The sequence below is a fragment of the Streptomyces cinnamoneus genome (assembly GCF_014650495.1).
In the GTDB taxonomy this organism is placed as follows: domain Bacteria; phylum Actinomycetota; class Actinomycetes; order Streptomycetales; family Streptomycetaceae; genus Streptomyces; species Streptomyces cinnamoneus.
Map to the genome: position 1 here is coordinate 66,081 of NZ_BMVB01000003.1, position 23,196 is coordinate 89,276.

General features: G+C 70.1%; 23 protein-coding genes and 1 pseudogene. 18 read left to right on the plus strand and 6 right to left on the minus strand.

The genetic code is table 11. The features are described 5' to 3' along the window. Positions 1-113: 113 nt before the first annotated feature. Together IE182_RS05230 and IE182_RS32700 are read left to right on the plus strand one after the other, a co-directional pair. Positions 114-437, plus strand: coding sequence for a nuclear transport factor 2-like protein (locus IE182_RS05230; protein ID WP_190108444.1), 324 nt, complete (start codon positions 114-116; stop codon positions 435-437). Between the two features lie 78 nt (positions 438-515). After that, positions 516-689 (plus strand): N-acetyltransferase, encoded by a 174-nt coding sequence (locus tag IE182_RS32700; protein ID WP_373303508.1) that lies wholly within the window; start codon positions 516-518, stop codon positions 687-689. 58 nt (positions 690-747) lie between these two features. Here IE182_RS32700 and IE182_RS31840 read toward each other — a convergent pair. Both IE182_RS31840 and IE182_RS05235 read right to left on the minus strand, forming a co-directional pair. Then, positions 748-891: pseudogene (locus IE182_RS31840) on the minus strand (IS5 family transposase); the annotation flags it as partial. A 244-nt stretch (positions 892-1,135) separates the two neighbouring features. Continuing rightward, positions 1,136-1,516: a VOC family protein gene (locus IE182_RS05235; RefSeq protein ID WP_190108445.1), complete on the minus strand. Its 381-nt coding sequence runs from the start codon at positions 1,514-1,516 to the stop codon at positions 1,136-1,138. Between the two features lie 744 nt (positions 1,517-2,260). On the opposite strand from IE182_RS05235, the gene IE182_RS05240 reads away from it, so the two are divergent. Continuing rightward, positions 2,261-2,644, plus strand: coding sequence for a hypothetical protein (locus IE182_RS05240; protein WP_190108446.1), 384 nt, complete (start codon positions 2,261-2,263; stop codon positions 2,642-2,644). A gap of 400 nt (positions 2,645-3,044) precedes the next feature. Here the strand turns inward: IE182_RS05240 and IE182_RS05245 are convergent, their stop codons facing one another. Both IE182_RS05245 and IE182_RS05250 read right to left on the minus strand, forming a co-directional pair. Next, positions 3,045-3,521, minus strand: a complete 477-nt coding sequence (locus tag IE182_RS05245; protein ID WP_190108447.1) for a hypothetical protein — start codon at positions 3,519-3,521, stop codon at positions 3,045-3,047. A gap of 375 nt (positions 3,522-3,896) precedes the next feature. Beyond that, entirely contained in the window at positions 3,897-4,058 is a 162-nt protein-coding gene (locus IE182_RS05250) for a hypothetical protein (RefSeq protein ID WP_190108448.1), read from the minus strand. A gap of 538 nt (positions 4,059-4,596) precedes the next feature. On the opposite strand from IE182_RS05250, the gene IE182_RS05255 reads away from it, so the two are divergent. The 6 genes from IE182_RS05255 (at position 4,597) to IE182_RS05280 (ending at position 11,513) form a co-directional block, all read left to right on the plus strand. Continuing rightward, a complete protein-coding gene (locus tag IE182_RS05255; RefSeq protein ID WP_229844588.1) occupies positions 4,597-4,941 on the plus strand; it encodes a hypothetical protein in 345 nt (114 codons plus the stop codon). After that, a complete protein-coding gene (locus IE182_RS05260) occupies positions 4,938-5,249 on the plus strand; it encodes a hypothetical protein (protein ID WP_190108449.1) in 312 nt (103 codons plus the stop codon). The genes IE182_RS05255 and IE182_RS05260 overlap by 4 nt, the downstream gene beginning before the upstream one ends. A 603-nt stretch (positions 5,250-5,852) precedes the next feature. Next, positions 5,853-6,554, plus strand: coding sequence for an aspartate/glutamate racemase family protein (locus IE182_RS05265; RefSeq protein WP_190108755.1), 702 nt, complete (start codon positions 5,853-5,855; stop codon positions 6,552-6,554). An 843-nt stretch (positions 6,555-7,397) separates the two neighbouring features. Continuing rightward, positions 7,398-9,158, plus strand: coding sequence for a hypothetical protein (locus tag IE182_RS05270; RefSeq protein WP_190108793.1), 1,761 nt, complete (start codon positions 7,398-7,400; stop codon positions 9,156-9,158). A gap of 128 nt (positions 9,159-9,286) precedes the next feature. After that, positions 9,287-9,607 carry a hypothetical protein gene (locus IE182_RS05275; protein ID WP_190108756.1) on the plus strand — a complete coding sequence of 107 codons (321 nt, stop codon included), beginning with the start codon at positions 9,287-9,289 and terminating at the stop codon, positions 9,605-9,607. Positions 9,608-10,061: 454 nt separating this feature from the next. Next, on the plus strand, positions 10,062-11,513 hold the full coding sequence (locus IE182_RS05280) for an amidase (protein WP_190108450.1): 1,452 nt from the start codon (positions 10,062-10,064) through the stop codon (positions 11,511-11,513). 598 nt (positions 11,514-12,111) lie between these two features. On the opposite strand, the gene IE182_RS05285 is transcribed toward IE182_RS05280, so the two are convergent. Next, positions 12,112-13,572 carry an aminotransferase-like domain-containing protein gene (locus tag IE182_RS05285; RefSeq protein WP_229844589.1) on the minus strand — a complete coding sequence of 487 codons (1,461 nt, stop codon included), beginning with the start codon at positions 13,570-13,572 and terminating at the stop codon, positions 12,112-12,114. Positions 13,573-13,625: 53 nt separating this feature from the next. Here IE182_RS05285 and IE182_RS05290 point away from each other — a divergent pair, with 53 nt between their 5' ends. Both IE182_RS05290 and IE182_RS05295 read left to right on the plus strand, forming a co-directional pair. Next, positions 13,626-15,164: a DUF885 family protein gene (locus IE182_RS05290; RefSeq protein ID WP_190108452.1), complete on the plus strand. Its 1,539-nt coding sequence runs from the start codon at positions 13,626-13,628 to the stop codon at positions 15,162-15,164. Then, positions 15,161-15,817: a LysE family translocator gene (locus IE182_RS05295; RefSeq protein ID WP_190108453.1), complete on the plus strand. Its 657-nt coding sequence runs from the start codon at positions 15,161-15,163 to the stop codon at positions 15,815-15,817. Before IE182_RS05290 ends, IE182_RS05295 begins: the two co-directional genes overlap by 4 nt. Positions 15,818-15,880: 63 nt before the next feature. On the opposite strand, the gene IE182_RS05300 is transcribed toward IE182_RS05295, so the two are convergent. Next, positions 15,881-16,306, minus strand: a complete 426-nt coding sequence (locus IE182_RS05300) for a hypothetical protein (RefSeq protein WP_190108454.1) — start codon at positions 16,304-16,306, stop codon at positions 15,881-15,883. 151 nt (positions 16,307-16,457) lie between these two features. Here IE182_RS05300 and IE182_RS05305 point away from each other — a divergent pair, with 151 nt between their 5' ends. The 7 genes from IE182_RS05305 (at position 16,458) to IE182_RS05335 (ending at position 23,174) form a co-directional block, all read left to right on the plus strand. After that, a complete protein-coding gene (locus tag IE182_RS05305) occupies positions 16,458-17,717 on the plus strand; it encodes a sensor histidine kinase (RefSeq protein ID WP_229844590.1) in 1,260 nt (419 codons plus the stop codon). Continuing rightward, entirely contained in the window at positions 17,702-18,349 is a 648-nt protein-coding gene (locus tag IE182_RS05310; RefSeq protein WP_190108455.1) for a response regulator transcription factor, read from the plus strand. The genes IE182_RS05305 and IE182_RS05310 overlap by 16 nt, the downstream gene beginning before the upstream one ends. A 63-nt stretch (positions 18,350-18,412) precedes the next feature. Next, the gene (locus tag IE182_RS05315) at positions 18,413-19,312 is read left to right on the plus strand and encodes a LysR family transcriptional regulator (RefSeq protein WP_190108456.1); all 900 of its coding nucleotides are present in this window, start codon (positions 18,413-18,415) and stop codon (positions 19,310-19,312) included. A gap of 274 nt (positions 19,313-19,586) precedes the next feature. Continuing rightward, positions 19,587-20,729: a CaiB/BaiF CoA transferase family protein gene (locus IE182_RS05320; RefSeq protein WP_268249606.1), complete on the plus strand. Its 1,143-nt coding sequence runs from the start codon at positions 19,587-19,589 to the stop codon at positions 20,727-20,729. After that, the gene (locus tag IE182_RS05325) at positions 20,726-21,487 is read left to right on the plus strand and encodes a crotonase/enoyl-CoA hydratase family protein (protein WP_190108458.1); all 762 of its coding nucleotides are present in this window, start codon (positions 20,726-20,728) and stop codon (positions 21,485-21,487) included. The genes IE182_RS05320 and IE182_RS05325 overlap by 4 nt, the downstream gene beginning before the upstream one ends. Continuing rightward, the gene (locus IE182_RS05330; protein WP_190108459.1) at positions 21,484-22,233 is read left to right on the plus strand and encodes an acetoacetate decarboxylase; all 750 of its coding nucleotides are present in this window, start codon (positions 21,484-21,486) and stop codon (positions 22,231-22,233) included. The genes IE182_RS05325 and IE182_RS05330 overlap by 4 nt, the downstream gene beginning before the upstream one ends. Next, positions 22,230-23,174 carry a 3-hydroxyacyl-CoA dehydrogenase NAD-binding domain-containing protein gene (locus tag IE182_RS05335; RefSeq protein WP_190108460.1) on the plus strand — a complete coding sequence of 315 codons (945 nt, stop codon included), beginning with the start codon at positions 22,230-22,232 and terminating at the stop codon, positions 23,172-23,174. Before IE182_RS05330 ends, IE182_RS05335 begins: the two co-directional genes overlap by 4 nt. The last annotated feature ends 22 nt before the right edge of the window (positions 23,175-23,196 follow it).

The window sequence follows — 23,196 nt, forward strand, 5'->3', positions numbered from 1 at the left end:
CGCTCCCGGCCGCCTGGAGATCACTGCGGCCGGGCCCCGGCCCGAGCTGAACGTGAACCCGGCCGGAGGGATGATGGTGACGCGCCAGTCATCAAGCGGCTACGGAGACAGCTATGACTATCGCCATTGACCGGTTGATCGACCCTGCAGTGCGAGCCTTCGTTGCCGCGCTGAATGCGGGAGATCGGCAAGCGTTTGCCGCATCCCTCACTCCAGGAGCAACCATGTCGGACGACGGCAGTGATCGTGACGTCACTGACTGGACCGAGAGGGAGATCTTCAGCTCCGGCGGGCACATGGACGTTGAATGCCAGACGCACGACGGCCTCGGCCTGGTCGCTGACTACCGCAACGACACCTGGGGCGAGATGCGGACGGCGTGGCGGTTCACCGTGGACGGTGGCAAAGTGAGCCGCTTCGAAACCGGGCAGGTCTGAGTCAGGCATACCGCCTCGCCAGCACCCGGGCCCGGGCCGAGGAACCCGCCAAGGCGGGCCAGTCCGACACTCCTCGGACTGGCCCGGACGGTCTCCGACGACGAGCACATCTGCTACGTCCAGGACGTCGTGGTCCACCCCACGCATCACCGGCAGGGTGTCGGCCGGGCCTTTTGCCGGGTGTCTGGCCGTCACCACGTCCCTGGACACGACAGTGCCCTCGTCTCTCCTCCAGATCCGCGAGCCAGGTGATCACGAACTGCCTCCGGAACCAGTCGACAAACGCTGTTCCTGAAGATCTACGAAGCCACTTGGTGGTCAGCCCGCCGCGCGAGCGTCCCAGCGCGTGGTCGTCTGGTTCTGCCGAGAAGCCACCGGGCAGCTCTTGCTGCTGGCCGGGGTATCGACGGGCGCCGGCGGCGTGCTGGTTCGTCCGGGCGATCGTTGCCCCCACGCTGGCGGCCGACCCGACCGCGTGGGCACAGCAACAGCGGTTCCAGCCACGCCCACTGCTTACCGGTCAGGTCAAGCCACCTCGTCACCGCTCGGGTTGCCACGAGGTCTCCGGTGTCCAGGTTCCTCTTGGTCGATGGCCCCTCTACCGGAGACCTCACTCACTTTGCGGTCACGACACGCCCGTCACACCGGACTTCGAGACAGACCCTAAGTACGTGGTGCCGAGGCGTGACCGATGAGCATCAGAGTGGGGCGAGGCGGGCCTTGAGCAGGCAGAACTCATTGCCTTCGGGGTCGGTCAGGACATGCCACTGCTCCTCCCCTGTCTGGCCGATGTCGGCCGGGCGCGCACCAAGCTTCAGAAGGCGTTCGAGCTCGGCGTCCTGATCACGGTCGGTGGCGTTGACATCGATGTGCAGCCGGGATTTCCCCTTCTCCGGCTCATCCTGGCGACTGAGGATGATCGTGGGCTGCGGACCACCGAACCCTTCGCGCGGCCCGATCTCCACCGAGCCGTCGTCCTCGCGATCGAGCACGACGAAGTCCAGGACTTCGCACCAGAACCGCGCCAGCATCTCAGGGTCGCGGCAACCGAGCACGAGCTCACTGATACGACATGCCATAACCAAACCTGCTCTCAGCCTGGGAACTGCTGGGGAGGCCACGCATGCAACCTCATGGGCTCCCAGCAATGAAACCAATTCCGCGACCGTACCGGACGAGGCGAGCACGGATGAAGTGATTTCGGGGCCGAGCCTGCCCGGGCAACCGGGCAAGTCCCTTGGCCACGCAGTAGGAAAGCTGATGGTTGCCACACTTGCAGGCCTCAGAAGCGGAATCAGAGTGTTGTATTCCTGCGGGCTCCAAGGGCTGCACGAGCCGTACCTGGGGTGGCCGCAGAACGGTGGATCTTCGGGCGTTAGGGTCGCGAGTCCTGGAACACGCCGCCTAGAGGAGACCTAGGGCCCGACGACATATCACTTCTGACGACCAGCTCAGGTCCCGGTGGACTGTGGACGCTGAGTGCGCCGTACGGGCTTCTGGACGGGCGGCCGGGCGTCGTCGACGACGCCGTCTACGACCGCTGTCCGGCGGCCGGCTGGCGGCCGTCGGCGCCCGTGACGGCCGCGTCCGCTGATGCGCCGAGGGGATCGCGGACCCAGCCCCCCCCCAGGACCTGGTGCGCGCGGGAGGGGCAGTGGTCGTCCCCGTGCTGCGGGAGCACGCTCGCTGCGGGTTGGCCGCCCTGGATGTGGCGACGGGCAAGGTGTTGTGGACGCGGCGCAAGAGCGGGCGTCGGAAAGCTGACCCGGCACGCCGCGCGGACCGGTGAGGAACAGGCCGACACCCGTTTCCCCCGGCGGGAGGTGGAGTCCTTCATCCACGGCCCCGTCCTCGTCGGCGGTGACCGCGCCTTGTTCTCCGAGACCTTCGGCCGGCTGGCCCGTCTGTATACCCGCACCCGCGCGAACCAGGCTGTGCAGCTGGCGTGCGTACGGCTCGGCCGTCGGCACTTCTCCACCTTCCGTCGCCCGGCCGTGTCTGTCGGCGACTGGATCTACGCCGTCACCTGGCGCGACCGGCTGTACGCGGCCGACGCCACCCGGGCCCGGAGACTGCGTCGGCTGAAAGTGGCCGCCCCCGACGGCGCGGTACTGCAGGCGCCACGGGAGATCACCGCAGGACCGGCCCATGTGTTCATCACAGGTAACGGCGAGCTGGCCGCAGCACGCGACGGCCGTGTGCTGTGAGTGACCCGCACCCACCAGTGGGGAAGCGAACCCCTTCCGCTCGGCACCGACCGGGTCCTCTTCCAGTCCACGGACGGGGAACGGGACCAGCTCCACCGCGCGGACGCAGAGACTGGCCGCCGGATCCTCTGAGCGCTCGGCGCTCAGGGTTCGCAGGAAGGCAACACGCTGATTCCGCGTGTTGCCTTCCTGCGGACCCGTCGGACACGGCCTAGGACGATCCACCGGCCATGGGGCAGCAGAAGCAGCTGCCCGACGCCTCGCGGTGACAAGCTGAGGCGCCCTGACTCGGCGCCTCAGCGCCCCCGTCGAAGGCCGGCCAGACCAGAGTCACCCAGGATGCGGCCAACCTTCTCGCCCAGTGTGCTGCACGCGCCGCTCTCTGGGCGGACGCGGGGCGTCAGTTCAGGGACACGATCTTGCCCTCGGCGAAGTCAGTGCCCCTCTGGCCATAAACAGTGATCTTGTAGCTCGCGTTCGTCTTGTGCTCACCTATGGCGAACAGCGTCAGCCTACTGTCCTCGCTGTAGTAGAAGAGGGTAGCGCTTCTCTGGCCATTCCCCGAGCTGGCGTGCAGGACCGGGCGGTTCTTGAACTTGTAGGCGCCGGTGGGCTTGCCGCCCCCGTCGAAAGCCTGATTGAGGGCCTGCTTGAGGGGCACCTCCTTGTCCAGCATTTTCTGATTCCTGAGGACCCCCAGTAGGTACGCCTGTGCCTCCGGCTGGGACATGGCCCGGGTCGGTCCGCCGCCGTCTCGCCTCTCGATGACCATCGAACTGGCGGCAGCTGCCGAGGGCTCGATGCTCGCCGAAACGGCAGCAAGGCCGACGACCACCGCTGCGCCGGCGCGTATGGCAGTACGGCTAAGTTTCTTCACGCCGAGCTCCTTTTCACACGGGAATTGGAAGGTGTGTGAAGAGGTTACGAACGGGACTTCACCAGCCGGTTGACGGCCGATAAACGGGCCGGGCCTGGGCAGCGGGCGCCGAGGCGGTCCGGGCGTCAATGCCGCGGGAGCCGATCAGGGCGAACCGGCCGGCGATGGCGCTAGTGGTAGGGGCTCGGAATCTGTACGGGTTCCAAGGTCTTCAAGGGCACAGGGTGAACACATACCCTGCCCGAGTGGGGTCGGCTCGGTGGTGCTGGACAGGGCGGTAGAGGCGGCTCCAGTCTGGCCAACTCGCGCGGACGGCCCGGCGATGGGCGTTCTTGCGGCGTCGCCGGGGCCTGTCACGCATTCTTTGAGTGGTCTCTACAGTGCTTTACTGAGAGCCTCCGCGACGGCCTGGTACGACTTGTACGTCGCGTACCGAAACGCGTCCATTCCCTCACGCTTGGCCTCCTGGGCCTTCTGCTGTGCGTAGTCGCCCGCCTCCTTCAGCGTGCCAGTGGCGCCGCTTTCGTTATCGGACATTTTTCTCTCCGGTGATTCCCAGTACTTCATTGCTGAGGGGTAGCTCGGTACCTCTCCTGTTGTGATGGCACATAAGCGGAGGCGTGAGCGGGAACGGCGGGTGTGCTGTGGCCGCGGTGGCCGCCTTCAGCGGCGGGTACGCGCTGACCTCCCGACGTCAGGCCGCCACCGTCATGTCGGCCCCGATGGTGCTCACCTCCGCGGGCGTGCCGACCGGCCCGGTCGGCCTCGGTCTCGGCCTCCTGGATCTGGAGCGCGAGCCTGGCTGGCGCGGGCTGCCCTGGCTGACGGGCTGCGGGCCGGCGGTCGTCGGGGGGCCTCGCGCCCACCGACGCGTTCATGGGGAGGCCGCGGTGTTCTCACGGATCCCGGCTGTCGTACGGCATGGGCTCAAGACCCGGCTTCGCCGCCGGCCTCCCAAGGACGGACCCTTCCCTGTCGTCAAGCGGGCGTCGGGCGTGATGCCGATTGCCGGGATAGTCGTCGCTACCGGAACGGCCGGACACTATCGTGGCGGGGGTCGACTGCAGGAGGAGACGTGACCACCGCCCCTGGGCGCCCCCATGGTGTGCCCCCGATGCCCGAGCGCAGCATCCCCGCCCTGCGGGCCGCGATCGCCGCGCACACGCCCCAGCTGTTGGCCGATTTCGAGGCGAACTGGCGAGCGAAGATCGCCGACACCTACGACATCAGCGCGACGCCGGCATTCCTGGCCCGCTGGTGGGCCGAGTACGCCCTCGCCCGCAATCCCGAGCTGGACCGGCATGTGCGCGACCTTGAGGAGCGAGCTGCCCAGTCGGCCGAGCCGGACAAGGCCAAAGCCCTCCTGGAAGAGGCGGCGCAGATCCACCAGCGGGTGAGCCTGCTCGGGCCCGGCGAGTGACCGACGGGCCCACCGGCCCGCCTTGGGCCACCGACTGGACCAAGAGCGCCGCCGAATACCGCGACAGCCTCCCCCACGCCGTTCGAGACCAGATCATCGACGCTGTCACCGACCTCAAGTGCTCGCGCCACCCGTACCGCGACGATCATCTCGACACCGCGAAGGTCAGCATCGAACCCGTCCGCTCCACCCAGCCCCGCGGAGCGCACATCCTCTACTTCGACCACGGGCGTGGATGGCTCCGCTACGTCTTCGTCCCCCGTGCCGCCGAACCGCAGATCATCGTCGAGACCCTCTTCTGGCAATAGCCACCAGCGACAACGGTTGCCCGCCAAACCGCGCCTGGAGAACGCCGAGCTGGCCTACCTGTCCGCGTGCGAGACTGCACGTGCCGCCGCCGGGCTCGCCGACGAGACGGTGCACCTCGGACCGTCTTCCAACTCGCCGGATACCACCATGTCGTGGCCACCCTCTGAGCGATCCGGGACGACGTCGGGGCGGAGCTCGCGGACAACTTCTCCGCACACCTCCTCGACGGGCAAAGCGGGCCGGCGGCCGCGCTGCCACCGGGCCGTAGTCGGTGTACCCAGGTGATCAGGCGGTCGGGACGGCACGCCGGCCGGTTGGTCCTCAGGGTCTGCATGGATGTCTCACGGGATGACGTCATCAGGTGTCACCGGCCGTGCGCTGGACCGTCTCACATGGCCGCTCATGCCAGCGGGCCGGTCCCGGGCCCTTCGGGCCAGCCTTCAGTGACCGCATCTGCAGCCGTTGCGATCGTCTCCTGACCAGCCCACCTTACAGGCAGGCAAAGCATGGCTTATGAACACACGCCATATCCATTCATTGCCTTATAGTCGACGGAAGGCGGGTGACACCTGAGGAGTGCACACATGGGCGGGGGCACGGGCATGAAGACGATCGGGTTGATCGGCGGGATGAGCTGGGAGTCGACAGCGGAGTACTACCGGATCCTCAACGAGCGGACGCGCGAGCGGCTTGGCGGTCTCCACTCGGCTCGCTGCGTGCTCTACTCCGTGGACTTCGCGGAGATCGAGCAGTTGCAGGCCCAGGGCCACTGGGCGGAGGCCGGTGAGGTGCTGGCCGGCGCCGCCCGGTCGTTGGAGGCGGCCGGCGCCGATCTACTGCTCATCTGCACCAACACGATGCACAAGGTCGCGGACTACGTCGAGGCGGCGGTCTCGGTCCCGCTGCTGCACCTCGCGGACGCCACCGCAGCCGCCGTCCGCGCTGCAGGGCTGCGCCGGGTGGGCCTGTTGGGCACCGCGTTCACCATGGAGCAGGACTTTTACCGGGGCCGCCTCGCGGCGGGCGGGCTTGACGTTCGCGTCCCGGACCCCGAAGGGCGCGCGCTCGTGCACCGGGTGATCTACGAAGAGCTCTGCCTCGGTGTCGTGCGCGACGAGTCGCGTGCGGCCTATCGCCAGGTCGTCGAGGCCCTCGCCGCCGAGGGCGCCGAGGGCGTCATCCTGGGCTGCACCGAGATCGAGCTCCTCATCCGCCCTGAGGACAGCCCCGTACCGGTCTTCCCCACCGCCCGCCTGCACGCCGAGGCAGCGGTCGACGCGGCCCTGCCCGAACACACCAACTGAGCGCACCGATCAGACTCATCCGTCAAGAAATCGACCGCTTTCCGGGCCCCCGAACAGCCGGTCAATGCGACTACAGCAGGTTCCGTCAGCGCATCGGCCCGGCGAACGGGTCTGTCCGGCGAACGTGTCTGTCCGGCGAACGGGCGGCCATTCACACCGCAAGCCCGTGCTGCACGTACATGCGCTCAGAAGGCGAGCACGGGCTCCCGGACCGCCCGCGAGCGCGTCCACGACCCGCTGCCCCCAGCGCTGGAGCCCAGCCTCGGTCAGGCCCGTGCCGGCGGGCGGTGGTGCGGGTGGCGCCCAGGCGTAGCGTGGCGGTGTGGGCATCGGCGGCCTGGTGCGCGGGCCATACGCGGAGGGTGCGGCGCATGCAGCGGACCTTCACCAGGCTCCCGCCGGGCGGGACCCTGCGAAGCTCTGCGACGGTGAGGGCCGGGTTGCGGGTCCCGGTAGCTCCCGTTTGACATGCGACACCGGGGGACCCAGTGTCGAAGGGGGGCGACGTGGTCACGACGGTCCACCCGGCTGACACTGGCAGGGGTCCCTATGCGCAGTGTGCGACACGTAGGCTACGGCAATCTTGAGATCGAGCTGCCCGGCGATGCCGGCGGCCGGATCAGCAGAGTGCCGCCCGCGACGCCTGCCCCGGAAGTCCTTCCGCGCAGCGGCCTCCCAGTCCCCCCGCCGCCTTTGTCTCTGGGGCGTGAGGAACAGCTTGAGGACGCGCGCAGCGCGATGGATGCTCGGCGCCCCATTGAGTTCCACGCGCCTTGTGGATTCGGCAAAACGACCCTCCTGCAGGGCGTAGCCGCCGATGTGGGCAGGCGAGGTGTCCCGGCTGTGATCCTGCGTGCCGGTGATGACGATGCGAGGGACCTGCTCCAGCGCATTTTCGCCGTGTTCTACGAGTGCGACCGTCCCATGGTGCCCACCCCCGAGCAGCGCGCCGAGGCGCTCGCCGGGGTGAACGCCGTGGTGTTGCTCGACGACGCGACAGGCGGCTTCGAGCAAGTCGGGCCGCTGATCGACGATCTTCCCGGCTGCGCCTTCGTGCTCGGTACCCCCCACCCGGTTCTCGGACGCCACGGGGTGTCGCAGAGCCTGCCCGGCCTGTCCGACGCTGCAGCCCGGGACCTGGTGGCGCGCGAACTGGGCAAGCCCTTGACCGAACTGACCGGTCCCGAACAGTGGGCCGTGTCCCGGTTCGTGGATGCTGTGGAAGGCCGGCCCCTGCGACTCAGACAGGGCGCTGCCCTCGTCCGCGAGGACGGGTACACCTTCGATGAGCTTACCGAGCACGTCCGGCGTGACCCGCAAACCCTGGACCGGCTCGCCCTCGACGCGCTCGCCGAACACGAACGCTGCGTACTGGCGACTCTGGCACTGACGGCAGGCCTGCTGCTCCCCGGTGATCTCCTGACGGTGATGAGCGATGTCGACGGGGCCGTCGAGGCTCTGCGGAAGCTGCGCCGGCGTGGTCTGGCCGAGCAGTGCAACGACCGGTTCGGATTGCCGGTGTGCCAGGCCGACAGCTACCGGTCGACCCTGCTCTCGTGCCTCGACCTGTCTCGTGCCGTCCGCGAACTCGGCGGTTGGCTGGTCGCCTGTGACCCGGACGGCGAGGAGGCCGCGGACGCAGCCACGGCGACCGTGTCCGTGATCGCCTTCGTGGCCGAGCGCCGCGAGTGGACGGCTGTGATCAGCCTGGTGCGTGCAATCCAGCCGATTCTGGCCCTGAAGGGCCGTTGGGAAGCCTGGAATCACGTTCTCGCCGACGGGATCGAGGCGGCCAGGGCGGTCGGCGACCAGGCGTCCGAAGCGCTCTTCACCAATCAGCAAGGGCTGCTCGCCTTGTGCGACGAGCGACTCGACGCCGCGCGGAACTGCTTCGAGAAGGCCCGCGACCTGTGGGATGACCAGGGCAACGAGGCCGCATCGGCGGTCGCCCGGCACAACCTCGCACAACTCCGGCCCGCGGTCATCCAGCCCCCGTCCCAGCCCCAGCCCCCAACTCCTGCCCCGGCCCAGGCTCCGGCCCCGCCCCCGGCTCCGGCCGGGGCCCCGGCCCCGGCCCCGGCCCCGCAACGACGTGTGCCACCACGCCCTACACGCCGGTGGATCGTTGCCGCGGCATGCGCCGCTGCCGCTCTCGCCGCGGCTATCGGTATCGGCACTCTCGTCTCGGGCGGTGACGACTCATCCGGTGGTACGTCCGGAGGTGGAGATACGTCCTCCCCTTCTCCTGCGTCGGTCGCCGGTACCTACGCCCGAGGCGAGGGCCGCGCACAAATGCGCCTGCTCCTGGAACCGACCGGTTCGGATGCGTACCGCGCGACCGGGACGCAAGACGGAAGCCACGGTATCGACGCCGGGACGTGCGAGCAGGAGCTTGGGAACGAGCCCAAGACGGATCCCACGGAAGCCGTCATCAGGCACAACGGATCCACTTACACGGGCAGGTTCATCCAGGTGAACCCGGGAACGGGTGGCACATGCCGCTACCTGGCGTACAACGTGACCCTTGAGGTCATTGGTCAGGACACGGTGCGGATGTGTTCTGAGAAATTCGATCAGTGCCTGACCTACCAGCGCTTGGACTAGCCGGACCCACCGCTTGAACTGCACCCGTCTGGTGCTGCACGTATATCGCGTTGTGGGCCCAGGGTCGCCGCCATAGGGTCACCGGCATGTCTTTACGTCTTCGTATGCGTCAAGCACTGCCGGAAGCGATGCGCGCCCGTGACAAGGCCGCGGTGAGCGCCCTGCGCGCAACACTTGCTGCGCTGGACAACGCTGAGGCGGTGCCCGTCGTCGACGCTGAGCTCCGCGGTTTGGCCCTTGAGCATTCGCCGGTTGGTGTCGGCGCCACCGAAGCAGCACGGCGTGAGCTGAGCGAGCGCAGTGTGGTGGATGTCGTGCGAGCCGAGGTCGCCGAGCGGCTGGAGGTTGCGGCGCAGTTGGCTGCGCCCGCGCACGCTGACCGAGCCGCGCGTCTCCGCGCCGAGGCCGCCGTGTTGCTTCGCTTCCTCGACGGTCCCAGCACCGGATAGAGCTCGTCACGGGATCTTGGCGAGCGTTGCTGGCCGGGCATGACTCGTACGACGATTCGGCCGTTCGTGAGGGTGTGAGCATCAGGCCGTGGAAGGTGGATGACGAGTTGTGGGCGATGGTCGAGCCGGTCCTGCCCTTCCGGCCGTTTGCCGTTCGACGACAGCGCAGAAGGTGGGAAGGTGACGGCGCTACCGCGCAATTCGCCGTAGTCACATCCGGCGGCAGCATTCCGGTGCTCATCGAAGGGCACCCACAACAGGCCCTTGCCGTCCGGCGATTCCCGAGTTCGGCGCCAAAGGGCTCGACGAGGCGCTGCTGGTGGGGTCGGACGGCATGGTGGCCGAGGGGGCCATCTCGAAGAAACATGAAGATCGTTCGGCTCCGTAAGCCCTCCATCCCGTTGCACGAAGCGGTATTTCATGCCCTGCTCCAGGGGCCGGTACGGTCAGATTCATGGAACGGAATTTTCAGACGGCGGAAGAACTCGCGGCTGCCTTGCGCGCCGGTGAAGTGACCTCGGTGGAGCTGACCGAAGAAGCGATCGCCCGTATCGAGCGGGACGACAAGGCGATCAACGCGATTTGCGTGCCGGACTTCGACCGTGCACGGGCCGCCGCGAGCGCGGCCGACCAGGCACGCGCCCGCGGCGAGGAGCTGCCGCTGCTCGGCATTCCGGTGACGGTCAAAGAGTCCTACAACGTCGCCGGACTGCCCACGACCTGGGGCCTGCCGCTCCACCGGAACTACATGCCGGCCGAGGACGCGGTGCAGGTGTCGCGGCTCAAGGCCGCAGGCGCGGTGGTGCTCGGTAAGACCAATGTGCCCATAGGGCTGCAAGATGTGCAGAGCTTCAACGAGATCTACGGCACCACCAACAACCCGTGGGATCACGGTCGCACGGCGGGTGGCTCCTCCGGCGGATCAGCAGCGGCCCTGGCATCCGGATTCGGTGCGCTGTCCATCGGCTCCGACATCGCCGGTTCATTGCGCACCCCCGCGCATTTCTGCGGTGTCTACGCACACAAGCCGACACTCGGGCTGGCGTCGGCCCGCGGTATGGTCCCGCCGACCACGCCGGCGTTGCCGGCCGACATCGACCTCGCCGTCGTCGGTCCGATGGCGCGCACTGCCCGCGACCTCACGCTCCTGCTCGACGTCATGGCCGGCCCGGACCCGCTGACGCTCGGCGTGGCATACGACTTGGCGCTGCCGCCCGCGCGTCACGAGCGGCTCTGCGACTTCCGGGTCCTGGTCCTCGACGAGCATCCGCTCATTCCGACCGGGTCCGCTGTGCGGGCGGGCGTGAGCCGGGTGGCCGACGCGCTTGTCGACAGCGGCGCCCGCGTCGCACGGCACAGTCCGCTGCTGCCCGATCTGACCGAAGCCGCGATGCTCTACATGCAGTTGCTGTCTTCGAGCGTCGCCGCACGTATTCCCGCCGAGGCGTACGAGCAGCTGCGGATCCACGCCGCCGGACTGAGCGCAGACGACCAGAGTCTCGATGCGGCGCGGCTGCGCGGCGTGGTGTCCAGCCACCGCGAATGGATCGGGGTGAATGACCGTCGCGAGCTCCACCGCCACCGCTGGCGGCAGTTCTTCGCCGAGTTCGACGCCGTGGTGTGTCCCATCACGCCCACCCCCGCGTTCCCGCACGACCACACCCCCGATCCGGTGGAACGCCGGCTCGACATCGACGGCGTCGAGTACCCGTACTTCGACCAGCTCGTCTGGGCCGGTCTGCCCACCATGCCCGGCCTGCCCGCCACCGCCGTCCCAGCGGGCCGGTCCCCTGAGGGCCTGCCGGTGGGAGTGCAGCTCATCGGTCCGATGTTCGAGGACCGCACCCCGCTGCGGCTGGCCGAACTGCTCGAACAGAAGATCGGCGGCTTCCAGGCACCGAAGTAAGTTCGCGGCGAAATCGTTCGTCCTGTGCTGTGCGTCGGTGAAATCCTCCATCGCCACCGGGCCGGTTCCGACCGGCTTCTCGTTGCGCTGCAGGGATTCGTGCGCGTCAACCTGATCGCGCACCTGGTCGGCACGATCCGCGGGCTGTGGTCGGCGGCCCGGTCGAGTCCCACCTGCTGGTGGTCTCCGTACCGCTCCGCTCGCGCTGCGTGCTCACACCCGCCGTGTCCGAGCGCCGCCCGGCCTGGGAGGTGACGCGGACGGCGACACGCAGCGCAGCCGCGCCGGATCGGTCCGGGTCAGGGCAGCTGTCGCGTCCAGTTGCCAGCCGGTCTCGTAAGCCTCGGCGAAGCGCTCGTCGCCAAGTACGGCTCAGCCGCAACTGAGCCGTACTTGGCGTGCAGACCTGCGATCGGTGCGGTCGTGGACGTCGCGCAGGCGGGCCGCCGCTGCCGTCGCCACGATCGGCATGTCCCTGCTGTCGACCGCCGCCGCGTACGCCCGCCCAGCACCTCTTCGGCGCCCGGCCCGTCGCCGAGTTCGAGACAGAGCGCGCCCCGCAGTGGCGGGCCGATCTGGACCCGGCTGAGCGCCGCCCTCAGCGGCCGCCGCTCCGGGACAGTGCGGTCCAGGCCGCCGAGAGGCGGCTGACCAGTGCTGCCGCGGTCTCTGGGGCGAAGGAGTAGGGGAGGCGGATGTAGTTGTCGTGGGCGCCGGTCGCATCCATCGTGGCGCCCGGGATGACCTCCGCGCCGTGGCGCAGGGCCACCTGCGCGTAGACCCGCGCGTCCGTGCCCGGGGGCAGCTGGACCCACAGGACGGAGCCTCCCTGCGGTGCCTGCCAGCGCCAGTCCGGAAGCTGCTCGGCCAGCAGTCGGGTCATGGTGGCGAGTTGCTCGCGAAGGATGCGGGCCCGTTCGGGCGCGAGGGCCGGGAGCGCGGGAAGAAGCCGGGCGGCGAGGGCCTGGTCGAGAAGCGGGCTGCCGAGGTCGTGGAGCGCCTTGAGCCGGGCCAGGCGCGCCACGGTGTCCTGCGGCGCGCGGATCCAGCCGATCCGCAGACCGCCCCACACCGCCTTGGTCAACGAACCCACCGTCAGCACGGTTGCTCCGGCAGGGTTCGCGGCGATCGGCGGCGGCGCCTGCCCGGGGGCGAGGGCCGCCGCGTGGGCGCTGTCCTCAAGGACGGTGACGCCGTGTTCGGCGGCGAGCTCGGCCACCCGGCGGCGGCGTCCGGCGGACATCAGGGTGCCGGTGGGGTTGTGGTGGGTCGGCATGAGGTAGAGCAGCGCGGGCCGGTGTTCGGCGAGCGCGGTGGCGAGCCGGTCGATCCGGACCCCGTCGGAGTCGAGTTCGACGCCGACCAGCCGTGAGCCGGCCGCTCTGAGGACGTCCAGGCAACCCGGCCACCCGGGGGATTCCACGATCGTGGTGGACCCGCGCCCGAGGTACAGCTGGGCGCTCAGGGCGACGGCCTGCGTGGCACCGGTGGTCACCACCACCTGGTCAGGCACGGTCGGCAGGCCGTGTGCGGTGTGGTGGGCGGCGATCGCCGCTCGTAGCGCGGGGAGCCCGGCCGGGTGGTAGCCCACGTCACGGAGCAGCCCGGGCAGGTCCTCGCGGACCAGGTGGAGCAGCGCCCGGGCCAGGTCCGGACCGCCGGCCTCGGCCGCCTGCCCCAGCGAGATGAGGTCCGGCGGCTGTGCCACCAGCCGCTGGATCACCGCGGTGGCCTGGCCGCCGCGCACGCGTCCGTCCGCCGGAACCCGGTGGACGACGGCTCCTCCCGACACCCGTGTGCCGCTGCCCCGACGGGTCTCGACCAGGCCCGACCCGCGCAGTGCGTCGTAGGCGGCGACGACCGTCGCCCGACTGACCGAGAGCGCGTCGGCGAGCCGCCGCTCGGACGGGAGGCGGTCGCCGGTGTGCAGGTCCCCGGACCGTACGGCTCGGACGAACGCATCGGTGAGCCGCCGGTACAGCGGCCCCTCGCCCGAACTCCAGTCGCCCAGCAGGTCGATCAGCTCTTCCGGCTCGGGCGTCTGACGGTTCCGGTCCACTTTCCCCTCCATTGGCACGGGAGTACGCGCCGCCGTGACGAAAGGCTAACGTCATGACATCCGCCTCACCCCTTGACCCCCGGCTGGCAGCCATCTGCGACCTTTCCGTCTTCGCGGCGAGAGACGGCGCGGGAAGGCACGAGTACGACGGAACCGTCCAGGACCTGTCTCCGGACGGAGTGCGACGCGGTCTCGCCGCCCTCGGCGGCCCCGCCGGCACCAAGCCCTTTCCGGATCCGCACGACGAAGCGCACGCGGCGGCTGCGGAGGAAGCCCTCCGGGTCCGCTTCGGCGAGCTCGAACTGCACCGGAGCAACCCCCTGTGGCACATCGAGAATCTGGACCTGACCGGCTACGACCGCCCCTACGCGCCCCAGCCCGAGCGGGACGCCGCCCGGTCGGCCCAGTTGCGCCAGTGGCCGGACGCGGTGGACGCGGCGGTCGAGGCACTGGACCGCGTCCCCGCGGCGCTGGCCGACGCCACGCTGCCGCTCGCCCGCGGCCTGGCCGCCTTTCTCGACCCCCGGGGCGGCCCCGTCCACGCTGCCGCCGGCCGGGCATACGCCCGGCTCATCGCCCACCTGGAGCGGGCCGCCGCCGAAGGGCCGCCGTCAGCGGCACTCGGCGGCCCCGCTCTCGCCCGGCTCCTCGGCGCGGCCGAAGCCTGCACCGTGGACCTCTCCGCGATGTCCGCCCGGGTGGATGCGGAACGGGACCGCCTGCGTGCGCTGCTCGACGAGTCGCTCCGCCGCGTCGACCCCGATGCCGCGCCCGCCGACACCGTACGGGCCCTGCAGGCCGATCATCCCGACGCCGAAAGCCTGCTGGACGAGTTCACTGCTCTCGTCGACGAGGCGATCGCATGGACCGCCCGGCACGATCTGGTGCCCCATCACGACGTCGAGGTGGACGTCCTGCCGATGCCCGACTCCCAGCGCCGGGCGCTGGCCGGCCTCTTCGCGTGCGCGCCCCACGAGGCCGACGCGGCCAGCAGCTTCCGCATCACCCTCCCGGACCCCACATGGACAAGGGCGGCGAACGCCCAGTGGTTGTCGACCGGCTTCAACCGGACCCTGATGCCCAACATGGCCATCCACGAGGTCGCACCCGGGCACGCCAGCCACGGCAGGGCGCTGCGCCGGGCGGCGACCGATGTCCGCCGCACGCTCCACTCCGACGCCTTCATCGAGGGGTGGGCCCACTACTGCGAGGAGTTGGCGCTGGAGCAGGGCTTCCGCGACGGCGACCCACGCGTGGCCGTCGCGGTCGCCCAGGACGCACTGCGCAGAGTCACCCGCTTCGCCTGCGCCATCGGGCTCCACACCGGAGCCATGACCCTGTCGGACGCGGCGGCGCGGTTCACCGAGGACGTCTCGCTGGCCGGTCCCGCGGCCCTGCACGAGGCCGAGCGCGGGCTGTTCGACCCCACCTACGGCCGTTACACCTGGGGCAAGTTCGCCATCCTCGACCTGCGCGAGCAGGCCACGGCACGCTGGGGCAGCGCCTTCTCGCTCCGTCGTTTCCACAGCGCCCTGTTCGACCTCGGTGCCCCGCCCCTCGGTCTGCTGCCCACGGCACTGGAACGCGGATGACCTCGCTCGCCGCCTTCGTTCTCGCGTCGCTGGTCCTGGTGGCTGTGCCCGGACCCAACCTGATCTACATCATCACGTGCAGCGTGCAGAACGGACGGAGGGCCGGCATCGTCTCGGCCCTCGGCGTGGAGACCGGCACGCTCCTCCACGTCATCGCCGCCGTCTGCGGACTGGCGACGCTCGTCGCGGACCACCCGCTCCTCTTCGCCTTCCTGCGCTGCGCAGGCGCCGGCTACCTCGCCTGCCTGGGCGTACGTGCGCTGCTCCGCCGCCGGCCCTCCGCGATCGGCGCCACCGAAGCCGTCGGCGGTGCCGAAGCCGTCGGCGCCGTCGGCCGTCCCGTTCGACGCCGACTGCTCCGGTTCTATCGCGATGCCGTCCTCGTCAACCTGCTCAACCCCAAGGTCGTCCTCTTCTTCCTGGCCTTCTTCCCGCAATTCCTGCCCATCGGCCTGTCTCCCGGGGACGCCCGGACCCGGATGCTCGTACTCGGCGTGGTCTTCCTGGCCATCGGCCTGGCCCTTGACCTCTGCTACGCGTTCGTCGGCGCCGCACTTGCCAGCCGACTCCGCGGGACCCCGCGCCGCGACCGCCTTCTGTCCTGCCTGACCGGTGGCATCTACCTCGGTCTGGCCACCGTGGTGTTCATGTGAGGCCCGCACGCCCGCACGCCCGCACGACGGCTTCCGGCCTGGGGCCGCATGGGGATTCTGAAGTCAGCGCCCCTTGGGGAAGGCGACGCGCAGTGCGGAGCCGCGGGTGAGGAAGGCGACGCGGACGACGGGCAGCATGCAGAGGGTCTGCATCACGGCGTACCACGGAGGGCAGACGCCCGGGATCAGGTCGACGCCGATGATCGCAATCGGCATGATGACAACAAGGGTGTCAACGCGCTGGAAGGCCCGCCGAGATCCCCGGGAAGCGGAAACGACCATCCGGTAGATCAGTACGGCGACCACGGGCAGCAGGACTGCCCGGACCCACATGAACGTGTTCACCTTGTGACCGCTGCCCGCCAGCACGGCGACCGCCCCGAGGGCGACGACGCCGAGCGCGCCGTACACCTTGATGCTGTTGCGTGCCGTGTCGAAGGCTCGCAGGGTGCGGGGGGTGTGAGTCGTGGGGTGTGTGTTGGTTTCCATGCCCACGACGCTACGAAGCGCTCGGCCGCCCCGGTATGCGTCTGGACGCACAGCGGGGTGGGTCCAGCCCCACTCCCCCGTCGGCCGGGCAGGAAGCGGCTTCCGCGCGGTGCACAGTGGAGGCATCGAACGGAAAGCGAAGGAAGAGACATTGAGACAGTCGGATGCGTGGCCGGCGTGCGTCGGCGTGGGGTTCGTGCGGGCGTGCGCCGTGGCGGTCATCAGCATGCTGATCCCGGCCGTATGGGTCGCCGCCGTGGCACTGGGGATCTGGTGGGGGGCGGGAAACCCGTGGTCCTGGGTGGCGCCGCTGGTGCTGGTGTGCGCGGGCACGCTCACCCTGTCCCGTCCGGTGTGCAGGATCGTCCGCCTGCTCGTCGCACGGTGGACGGCCACCGAAGTCCCCGCCGGATACCGGCAGGCCGGGCCGGTGACGCAGATGTCAACCGGCTACTGGTGGAACGGCTTCAGCTACGAACGCACCCGCCGCGACGCCCTGATGGACCAGAAGTGGCGGCTCTGGTGGACCGACCCCGCTGTCTGGCGTGACCTGCGGTTCATCCTGATCGCACCGTTCACCGCGGGCGCGGTCGCAGCCCTCCCGCTGGCCGGGGTGGGCGCGGCGGCCCTCGGGCTCGGCCAGTCGGAACCCGTTGCGCGGCTCGTCGGAGTGCTCGGCCTGGTCGTGGCCGTCGCCGCCGCCCCGTACGCCTGGCGGCCCGTCGAGCCGGTGGCCGTCCGATTCCTGCGCCCGTCCTCCGTGATGGCACTGGCGGACCGGGTGGATGAGCTGACCGCCCAGCACGCGGACACGACGGTCGCGCAGGCCGCCGAGTTCCGCCGGATCGAGCGGAATCTGCACGACGGGGCGCAGGCCCGCCTGGTCATGCTCGGGCTCTCCCTGGCGACCGCGGAGAAGCTGATGGAGACCGATCCCGAACAGGCCAGGGCGCTGCTGCGGGACGCACGTTCCGGCGCCGCCGCCTCGCTGGCGGAGCTGCGCGAGCTGGTCCGGGGAATCAGCCCGCCCGTGCTGAACGAACGAGGGCTCGTCGACGCCGTCCGCGCTCTCGCCCTGGACATACCCCTCGACGTGACCGTCAGCGCCGACGTCCGGCTGCGCCTGGACCCGCCGATCGAGTCCGCCCTCTACTTCGGCGTCGCCGAGCTGCTGACCAACACGGCCAAGCACGCCCGCGCGGCCAGGGCGCGCGTCTCCTTCGTCCGGGACGACACCGGCGTCGTCATCGAGGTCGAAGACGACGGCCAGGGCGGCGCCGACGGCAGACCCGGTGGTGGGCTCGACGGGCTGCGTCGCCGACTGGCGGTCTTCGACGGCACGCTGGAGATCGCCAGCCCGCCGGGTGGCCCGACGTGTGTGAGGATGGCGGTGCCATGCGAATCGTCATAGCCGAAGACCTCTACCTCCTGCGCGACGGGATGGTCCGCCTGATCGAGGCATACGGGCACCAGGTGGTGGCGACCGCCGCCACCGGGCCCGAAACGCTCGACGCACTGCGGACCTGGCGCCCGGACGTGTCCGTCATCGACGTCCGCATGCCACCGAGCCAGTCGGACGAGGGCCTGCGGGCGGCTCTTGCGGCCCGCAGCGAGATGCCGGGACTGCCGGTCCTCATCCTCTCCCAGCACGTCGAGCAGCTCTACGCCCGCGAGCTCCTGGCCGACGGCTCCGGCGGCGTCGGCTACCTCCTCAAGGAGAGCGTGTTCGACGCCGACCAGTTCATCGCCGCCCTGGAACGCGTCGCGGGCGGCGGGACTGCCATGGACCCGGCCGTCATCGCCAAGCTCCTGGCCGGCACCGCACCGGACCGGGAACTCGGGCGGCTCACCGACCGCGAGCAGTCCGTGCTGGCCCTCATGGCCGAGGGACTGTCCAACCAGGCCATCGGCCGCCGCCTCTTCCTCAGTGAGAGCGCCATCAGCAAGTACACCACCTCCCTGTTCGGCAAGCTCGGCATCACCGACGACGACAACACCAACCGCCGCGTCCGCGCCGTCCTCGCCTACCTGAACAAGCCCTGACGCGACGCGGGCGCCCGGCACGCTGCGGCACGGCCCGGGCAGAACACGTTTTAGGGTACGGCGATGGATATCTTCCATCTGCGCTACTTCGTGGCGGTCGCCGAGAACCTCAGCTTCTCCCGGGCCGCGCGTCAACTGCACATGGCCACATCGCCGTTGAGTCAGCGAATAAGAGACCTGGAACGCGAGCTCGGCCAGCGGCTGTTCGACCGGGATTCGCACCACGTGGCCCTGACCAGCGCCGGCACGGCGCTGCTGCCCGTCGCGAAGGACGTCCTCGGCCGGTTCGACGACATCCCCTGGCAGTTGCGCCGGGCCCTGGGTCCCGAGCGGCAGACGGTGTACGTGGGGGTGGTGCCGGCCCTGCACCCACACCTGCGGGAGCGATTGGAGCGGGTCGAGGAGCGCTGCGCCGAGGGGTTCGATGTCAAGCGCTGGCCCGGCAACAGCGCGAACCTCGTGAACGCGGTACAGCGCGGCGACCTGGCCATGGCGCTGGTGCACCTGCCGGTGCACGCCGAGGGGATCGAGGTGCTGGAACTGCTGCGCGAGCCGCTGGGCGCGCTGCTGCAGGCTGCGGAATTCGGCTCGCGGAGCTCGGTGTCGCTGAGCGAGCTCACCAACCACACCTACGTGGCGTCGGCTCCCGGGACACTCCCGACGTATTTCGATCAGCTACGGGTACGCCTGAAAGCCGCAGGTATCCGAAAGGAAATCACCCTCAACATCGGGGATTATGCGAGCGTCCGCGAGATCGTGGCGAACGGCTCGGTATTCGGAATCACTCTGCTCAGCGCGAAGAGCGGCGACAGCGGAAAGAGTGCGAGTGTCGTCCTGCCTTTCCGGGACTTCTCCCCCGCCCTGGCCACCGGGTTGATCTGGCGCAAGGACCGGGCCGAACCGGACGGCGACCTGCACGGACTGGTGGCGGAGGCAGGGGCCGTGTTCACCGGGCCCTCCTGAAAGCCCCGTCCAGGCAACGGCGTGACCACTGCGGTCACGCCGTTTTTCGCGCTTTGGTGTCACTGATCGCTTGGGTTTCGACACGTCACCGGACTAGCGTTTTTCCAGGACACGGGAACGCCTCGAAAGGGTGAGGGATTCCCCCTCCCCCGTCCCGTTTCCTTAGTGGAGTGCCGAGTTGATGGAATCCGCAGAGCCCACAGACCCCACAGAACCCGCAGAATCCACAGAACCCGCAACAGGAACAGACTCGTCTGCCGGCCCGCTCGCCGGGGTGCGCGTCATCGACATGGCCACCGTCGTGATGGGGCCCTACGCCGCGCAGATCCTCGGCGACCTCGGCGCCGACGTCATCAAGATCGAATCGCCGAACGACACCGTTCGCGTCGGCACGCTGCACCGCACGCCCGGCATGACGCCGCTGAATCTCAACGTCAACCGCAACAAGCGCAGCATCACGCTCAACCTCAAGGACAACAGCGAACGCGCCAGGGCGCTGGAGCTGATCGGCACCGCCGACATCCTGATCACCAACATGCGCATCGACGCCCTGCGCCGGCTCCGCATGGATTACGACAGCCTCGCCGCGGCCCACCCCCGCCTCGTCCACGTCCACGCCCAGGGGTTCCGCCCCGACTCCGACCGGGCCCGGCTGGCTGCGTACGACGAGACGGTGCAGGCCGCCTCCGGGCTGCTGGATCTGGCGCAGCGCGCGGGCGACGTGGGGGCGCCGGTGGTGCTGCCGAGCATCATCGCCGACAAGGTCGCCGCGCTGACGATCGTCTACGCGGCGCTGGCCGCCCTCGTCCATCAGCGGGCCACCGGCCGGGGGCAGCGGGTGGAGGTGCCCATGGTGGACACGCTGCTGGCGTTCAACCTGGTCGAGCACCTGCAGGGCCGCACCTTCGAGCCGCCGATGGGCCCGACCGGTTTCCCGCTGTCCATGAACAAGGGGCACCGGGCCCGTCCGACCAAGGACGGCCTGGCCATGATCATCCCGTACAGCCCGCAGAACTTCCGCGACCTGTTCGCCGCCGCGGACCGTCCCGACCTGGCGGACGATCCGCGCGTGAACGGTGAATCCATCGACGCGCAGCGGGACGGCGAGGCCCTTGCCGAGCTGCTGGAGACGGTGACGCCGCAGCTGACCACGGAGGAGTGGACGGAGGTGTGTACCGAGCACAGCATCCCCGTCGGTCCCGTGCTGCGGCTCGACGAGGCTCCCGAGGACCCGTACGTGTGCGAGGGGCATCTGCTGGACGTCGCCGAGCACCCCAGTGAGGGCGCGTACCGGGTGGTCGGCATACCGCTGACGTTCTCCGCCACGCCTGCCTCGGTGCGCCGGCACGCGCCGCTGCCCGGCCAGCACACGGAGGAAGTGCTCGCCGAGCTCGACCGCGGTGAGGCGGGGCGATGAGCGGCATCCGCACCGAGATCGTCGGCGGCACCCTCGTCGTCACCATCGACCGGGCCCGGGCCCGCAACGCCGTGAACGCCGAGGTGGCCCTGGGCATCGCCGCCGCCGTCGACCGGCTGGAGTCCGACCCCGGGCTGCGGGTGGGCGTCCTCACCGGCGCGGACGGCACCTTCTGCGCGGGCATGGACCTCAAGGCCGCCGCCCGCGGCGAGCAGGTGACCGTGCCCGGCAAGGGCTTCGCCGGACTCGTCGAGGCCCCGACGACGAAGCCGCTGATCGCGGCCGTCGAGGGCCACGCCCTGGGCGGGGGCTTCGAACTGGCCCTGTCCTGCGACCTGGTGGTCGCCGCCGAGGGTGCCCGCTTCGCCCTCCCCGAGGTCAGGCGCGGGCTGATCGCCGGTGGTGGCGGAGTCGTACGGCTCCCCCGGCGCGTCCCCCACCACCTGGCGATGGAGCTGCTGCTGACCGGCCGTACGGTCACCGCCGGCCGCGCCGGCGAGCTGGGCGTCGTCAACCGCCTCACCCCGGACGGCGGGGCACTGCCGGCCGCGCTGGAGCTCGCCGAGGAGATCGCGGCCAACGCACCGCTGGCCCTGGCCGCGGTGAAGAGGACCGTCCGGCTGGCCGACGGCGTGCCGGAGCCGGAGGCGTTCGCCGCACAGGCCGCCGAGGTCGGAGCGCTGCTGCGCTCGGCCGACTTTGCCGAGGGGGTGCGTGCCTTCACGGAGAGGCGCGCCCCGCAGTGGAGCGGACGATGAACCGCGCACGCATCCTGGGGACCCTGAACACCCCGGTCACGGCGCCCGCGTATGCCCCCGTCGCGGCCCGTTTCACCGATCGCGAGTACCTCACCATCGTCTACCGCACCGACCCCGAGGCGCTGCGGGCCGTGGTGCCCGAGCCGCTGCGGGTCGGCGAGCCGCTGGTGCGGTTCGAGGTGATGAAGATGACGGACGTCACGGGCTACGGCCCGTACGTCGAAGCCGGGCAGGCGATCCCGGTGCGGTTCGGGGAGGAGCGCGGCGAGTACCTGCACGCGATGTACCTGGACAGTTTCGCCGCCACCGTCGCGGGTCGCGAGGTGAGTGCCTATCCGAAGGCGATGGGCGCGCCGGCCCTGTTCGCCGACCACTCCGCGCTGGTCGGGACGCTGGACTACGGCAGCGTGCGGGTGGCCACCGCGACGATGGGCTACAAGCACCGGCCGCTCGACCCGGAGCTCGCCCGCGAGCAGATCGCCGTGCCCACGTACATGCTCAAGGTCGTGCCCGGCTACGACGGCACCCCGCGCGTCTGCGAGCTGGTCCGCACGCGGATCACGGATCTCGTGGTCAAGGAAGCCTTCACCGGCCCCGCGCGGCTGCAGCTCTTCGAGCACGTGCTGGCGCCGCTGGCGGACCTGCCGGTGCGCGAGATCGTCTCGGCCAGCCACATCGTCACGGATCTCACGCTGGACAAGGCCGTCCCCGTCCACGACTACCTGACCGAAGAGGACGCGTCATGACTCTCGAATGGAAGACCGTCACCGTCGTCGGCGCCGGCACCATCGGCCTCGCGTGGGCCGCACTGTTCGCCTCGCACGGAATCGAGGTGACCGTCACCGATCCGCGCGAGGACCTGGACGAAGCCGTCGTCGACGCACTGCCGATGCTCGCCGTCGGACTGACCGGCGGCGATGCGGCCGAACTGCGCAGCCGAATCCGCGCCACTCACGACCTGGCCGAGGCCGTGGCCGGAGCGCGGCTCGTCCAGGAGAACGGCCCGGAGAACCTGGAGTTCAAGCAGCGGCTGTTCGCCGACATCGCCCGGCACGCCCCGGCCGACGCGGTGCTGGCCACCTCCAGCTCCGGGATCGTCGCTTCCCGGATCGCTGCCCGACTGCCGGACGGGGTCGCCGCGCGGCTGCTGGTCGCACATCCCTTCAACCCGCCGCACCTCGTGCCGCTCGTGGAGATCGTGCCGGGCGAGCGCACCGCGGAGGACGTCGTCGAGGCGGCCGTCGCCTTCTACCGGGCCCTGGGCAAGACACCCGTGCGGCTGCGCAAGGAGATCCCCGGATTCGCGGCGAACCGCCTGCAGAGCGCGGTGCTCCAGGAGGCGATCCACCTCGTTGTCAGCGGGGTGGTGGACGCCGGGGAGCTCGACACCGTGATGAAGGCGTCGCTGGGCGGCCGCTACGCGGCCGTCGGCCCCTTCGAGAGTTTCCACCTCGGCGGCGGCCCCGGCGGCATCCGCCACATGATGCGGCACCTGGGCCCCGGCCTCGCCGAGGGCTGGCTGCGCCTGGGCCGCCCGGAGCTGGACGACGACGCCGTCGCCACGATCGTCCGTCAGACCGAGGCCGCGTACGGACACGGTCCCGGGGCGTACCGGGAACGCGCCCTGCTCCGCGACCGCAAACGGCTCGCCCTGACCGCCGCGCTGCGCCGCGCCGACCACGGCTGAATCTTTCACGAAGGAGTCATCG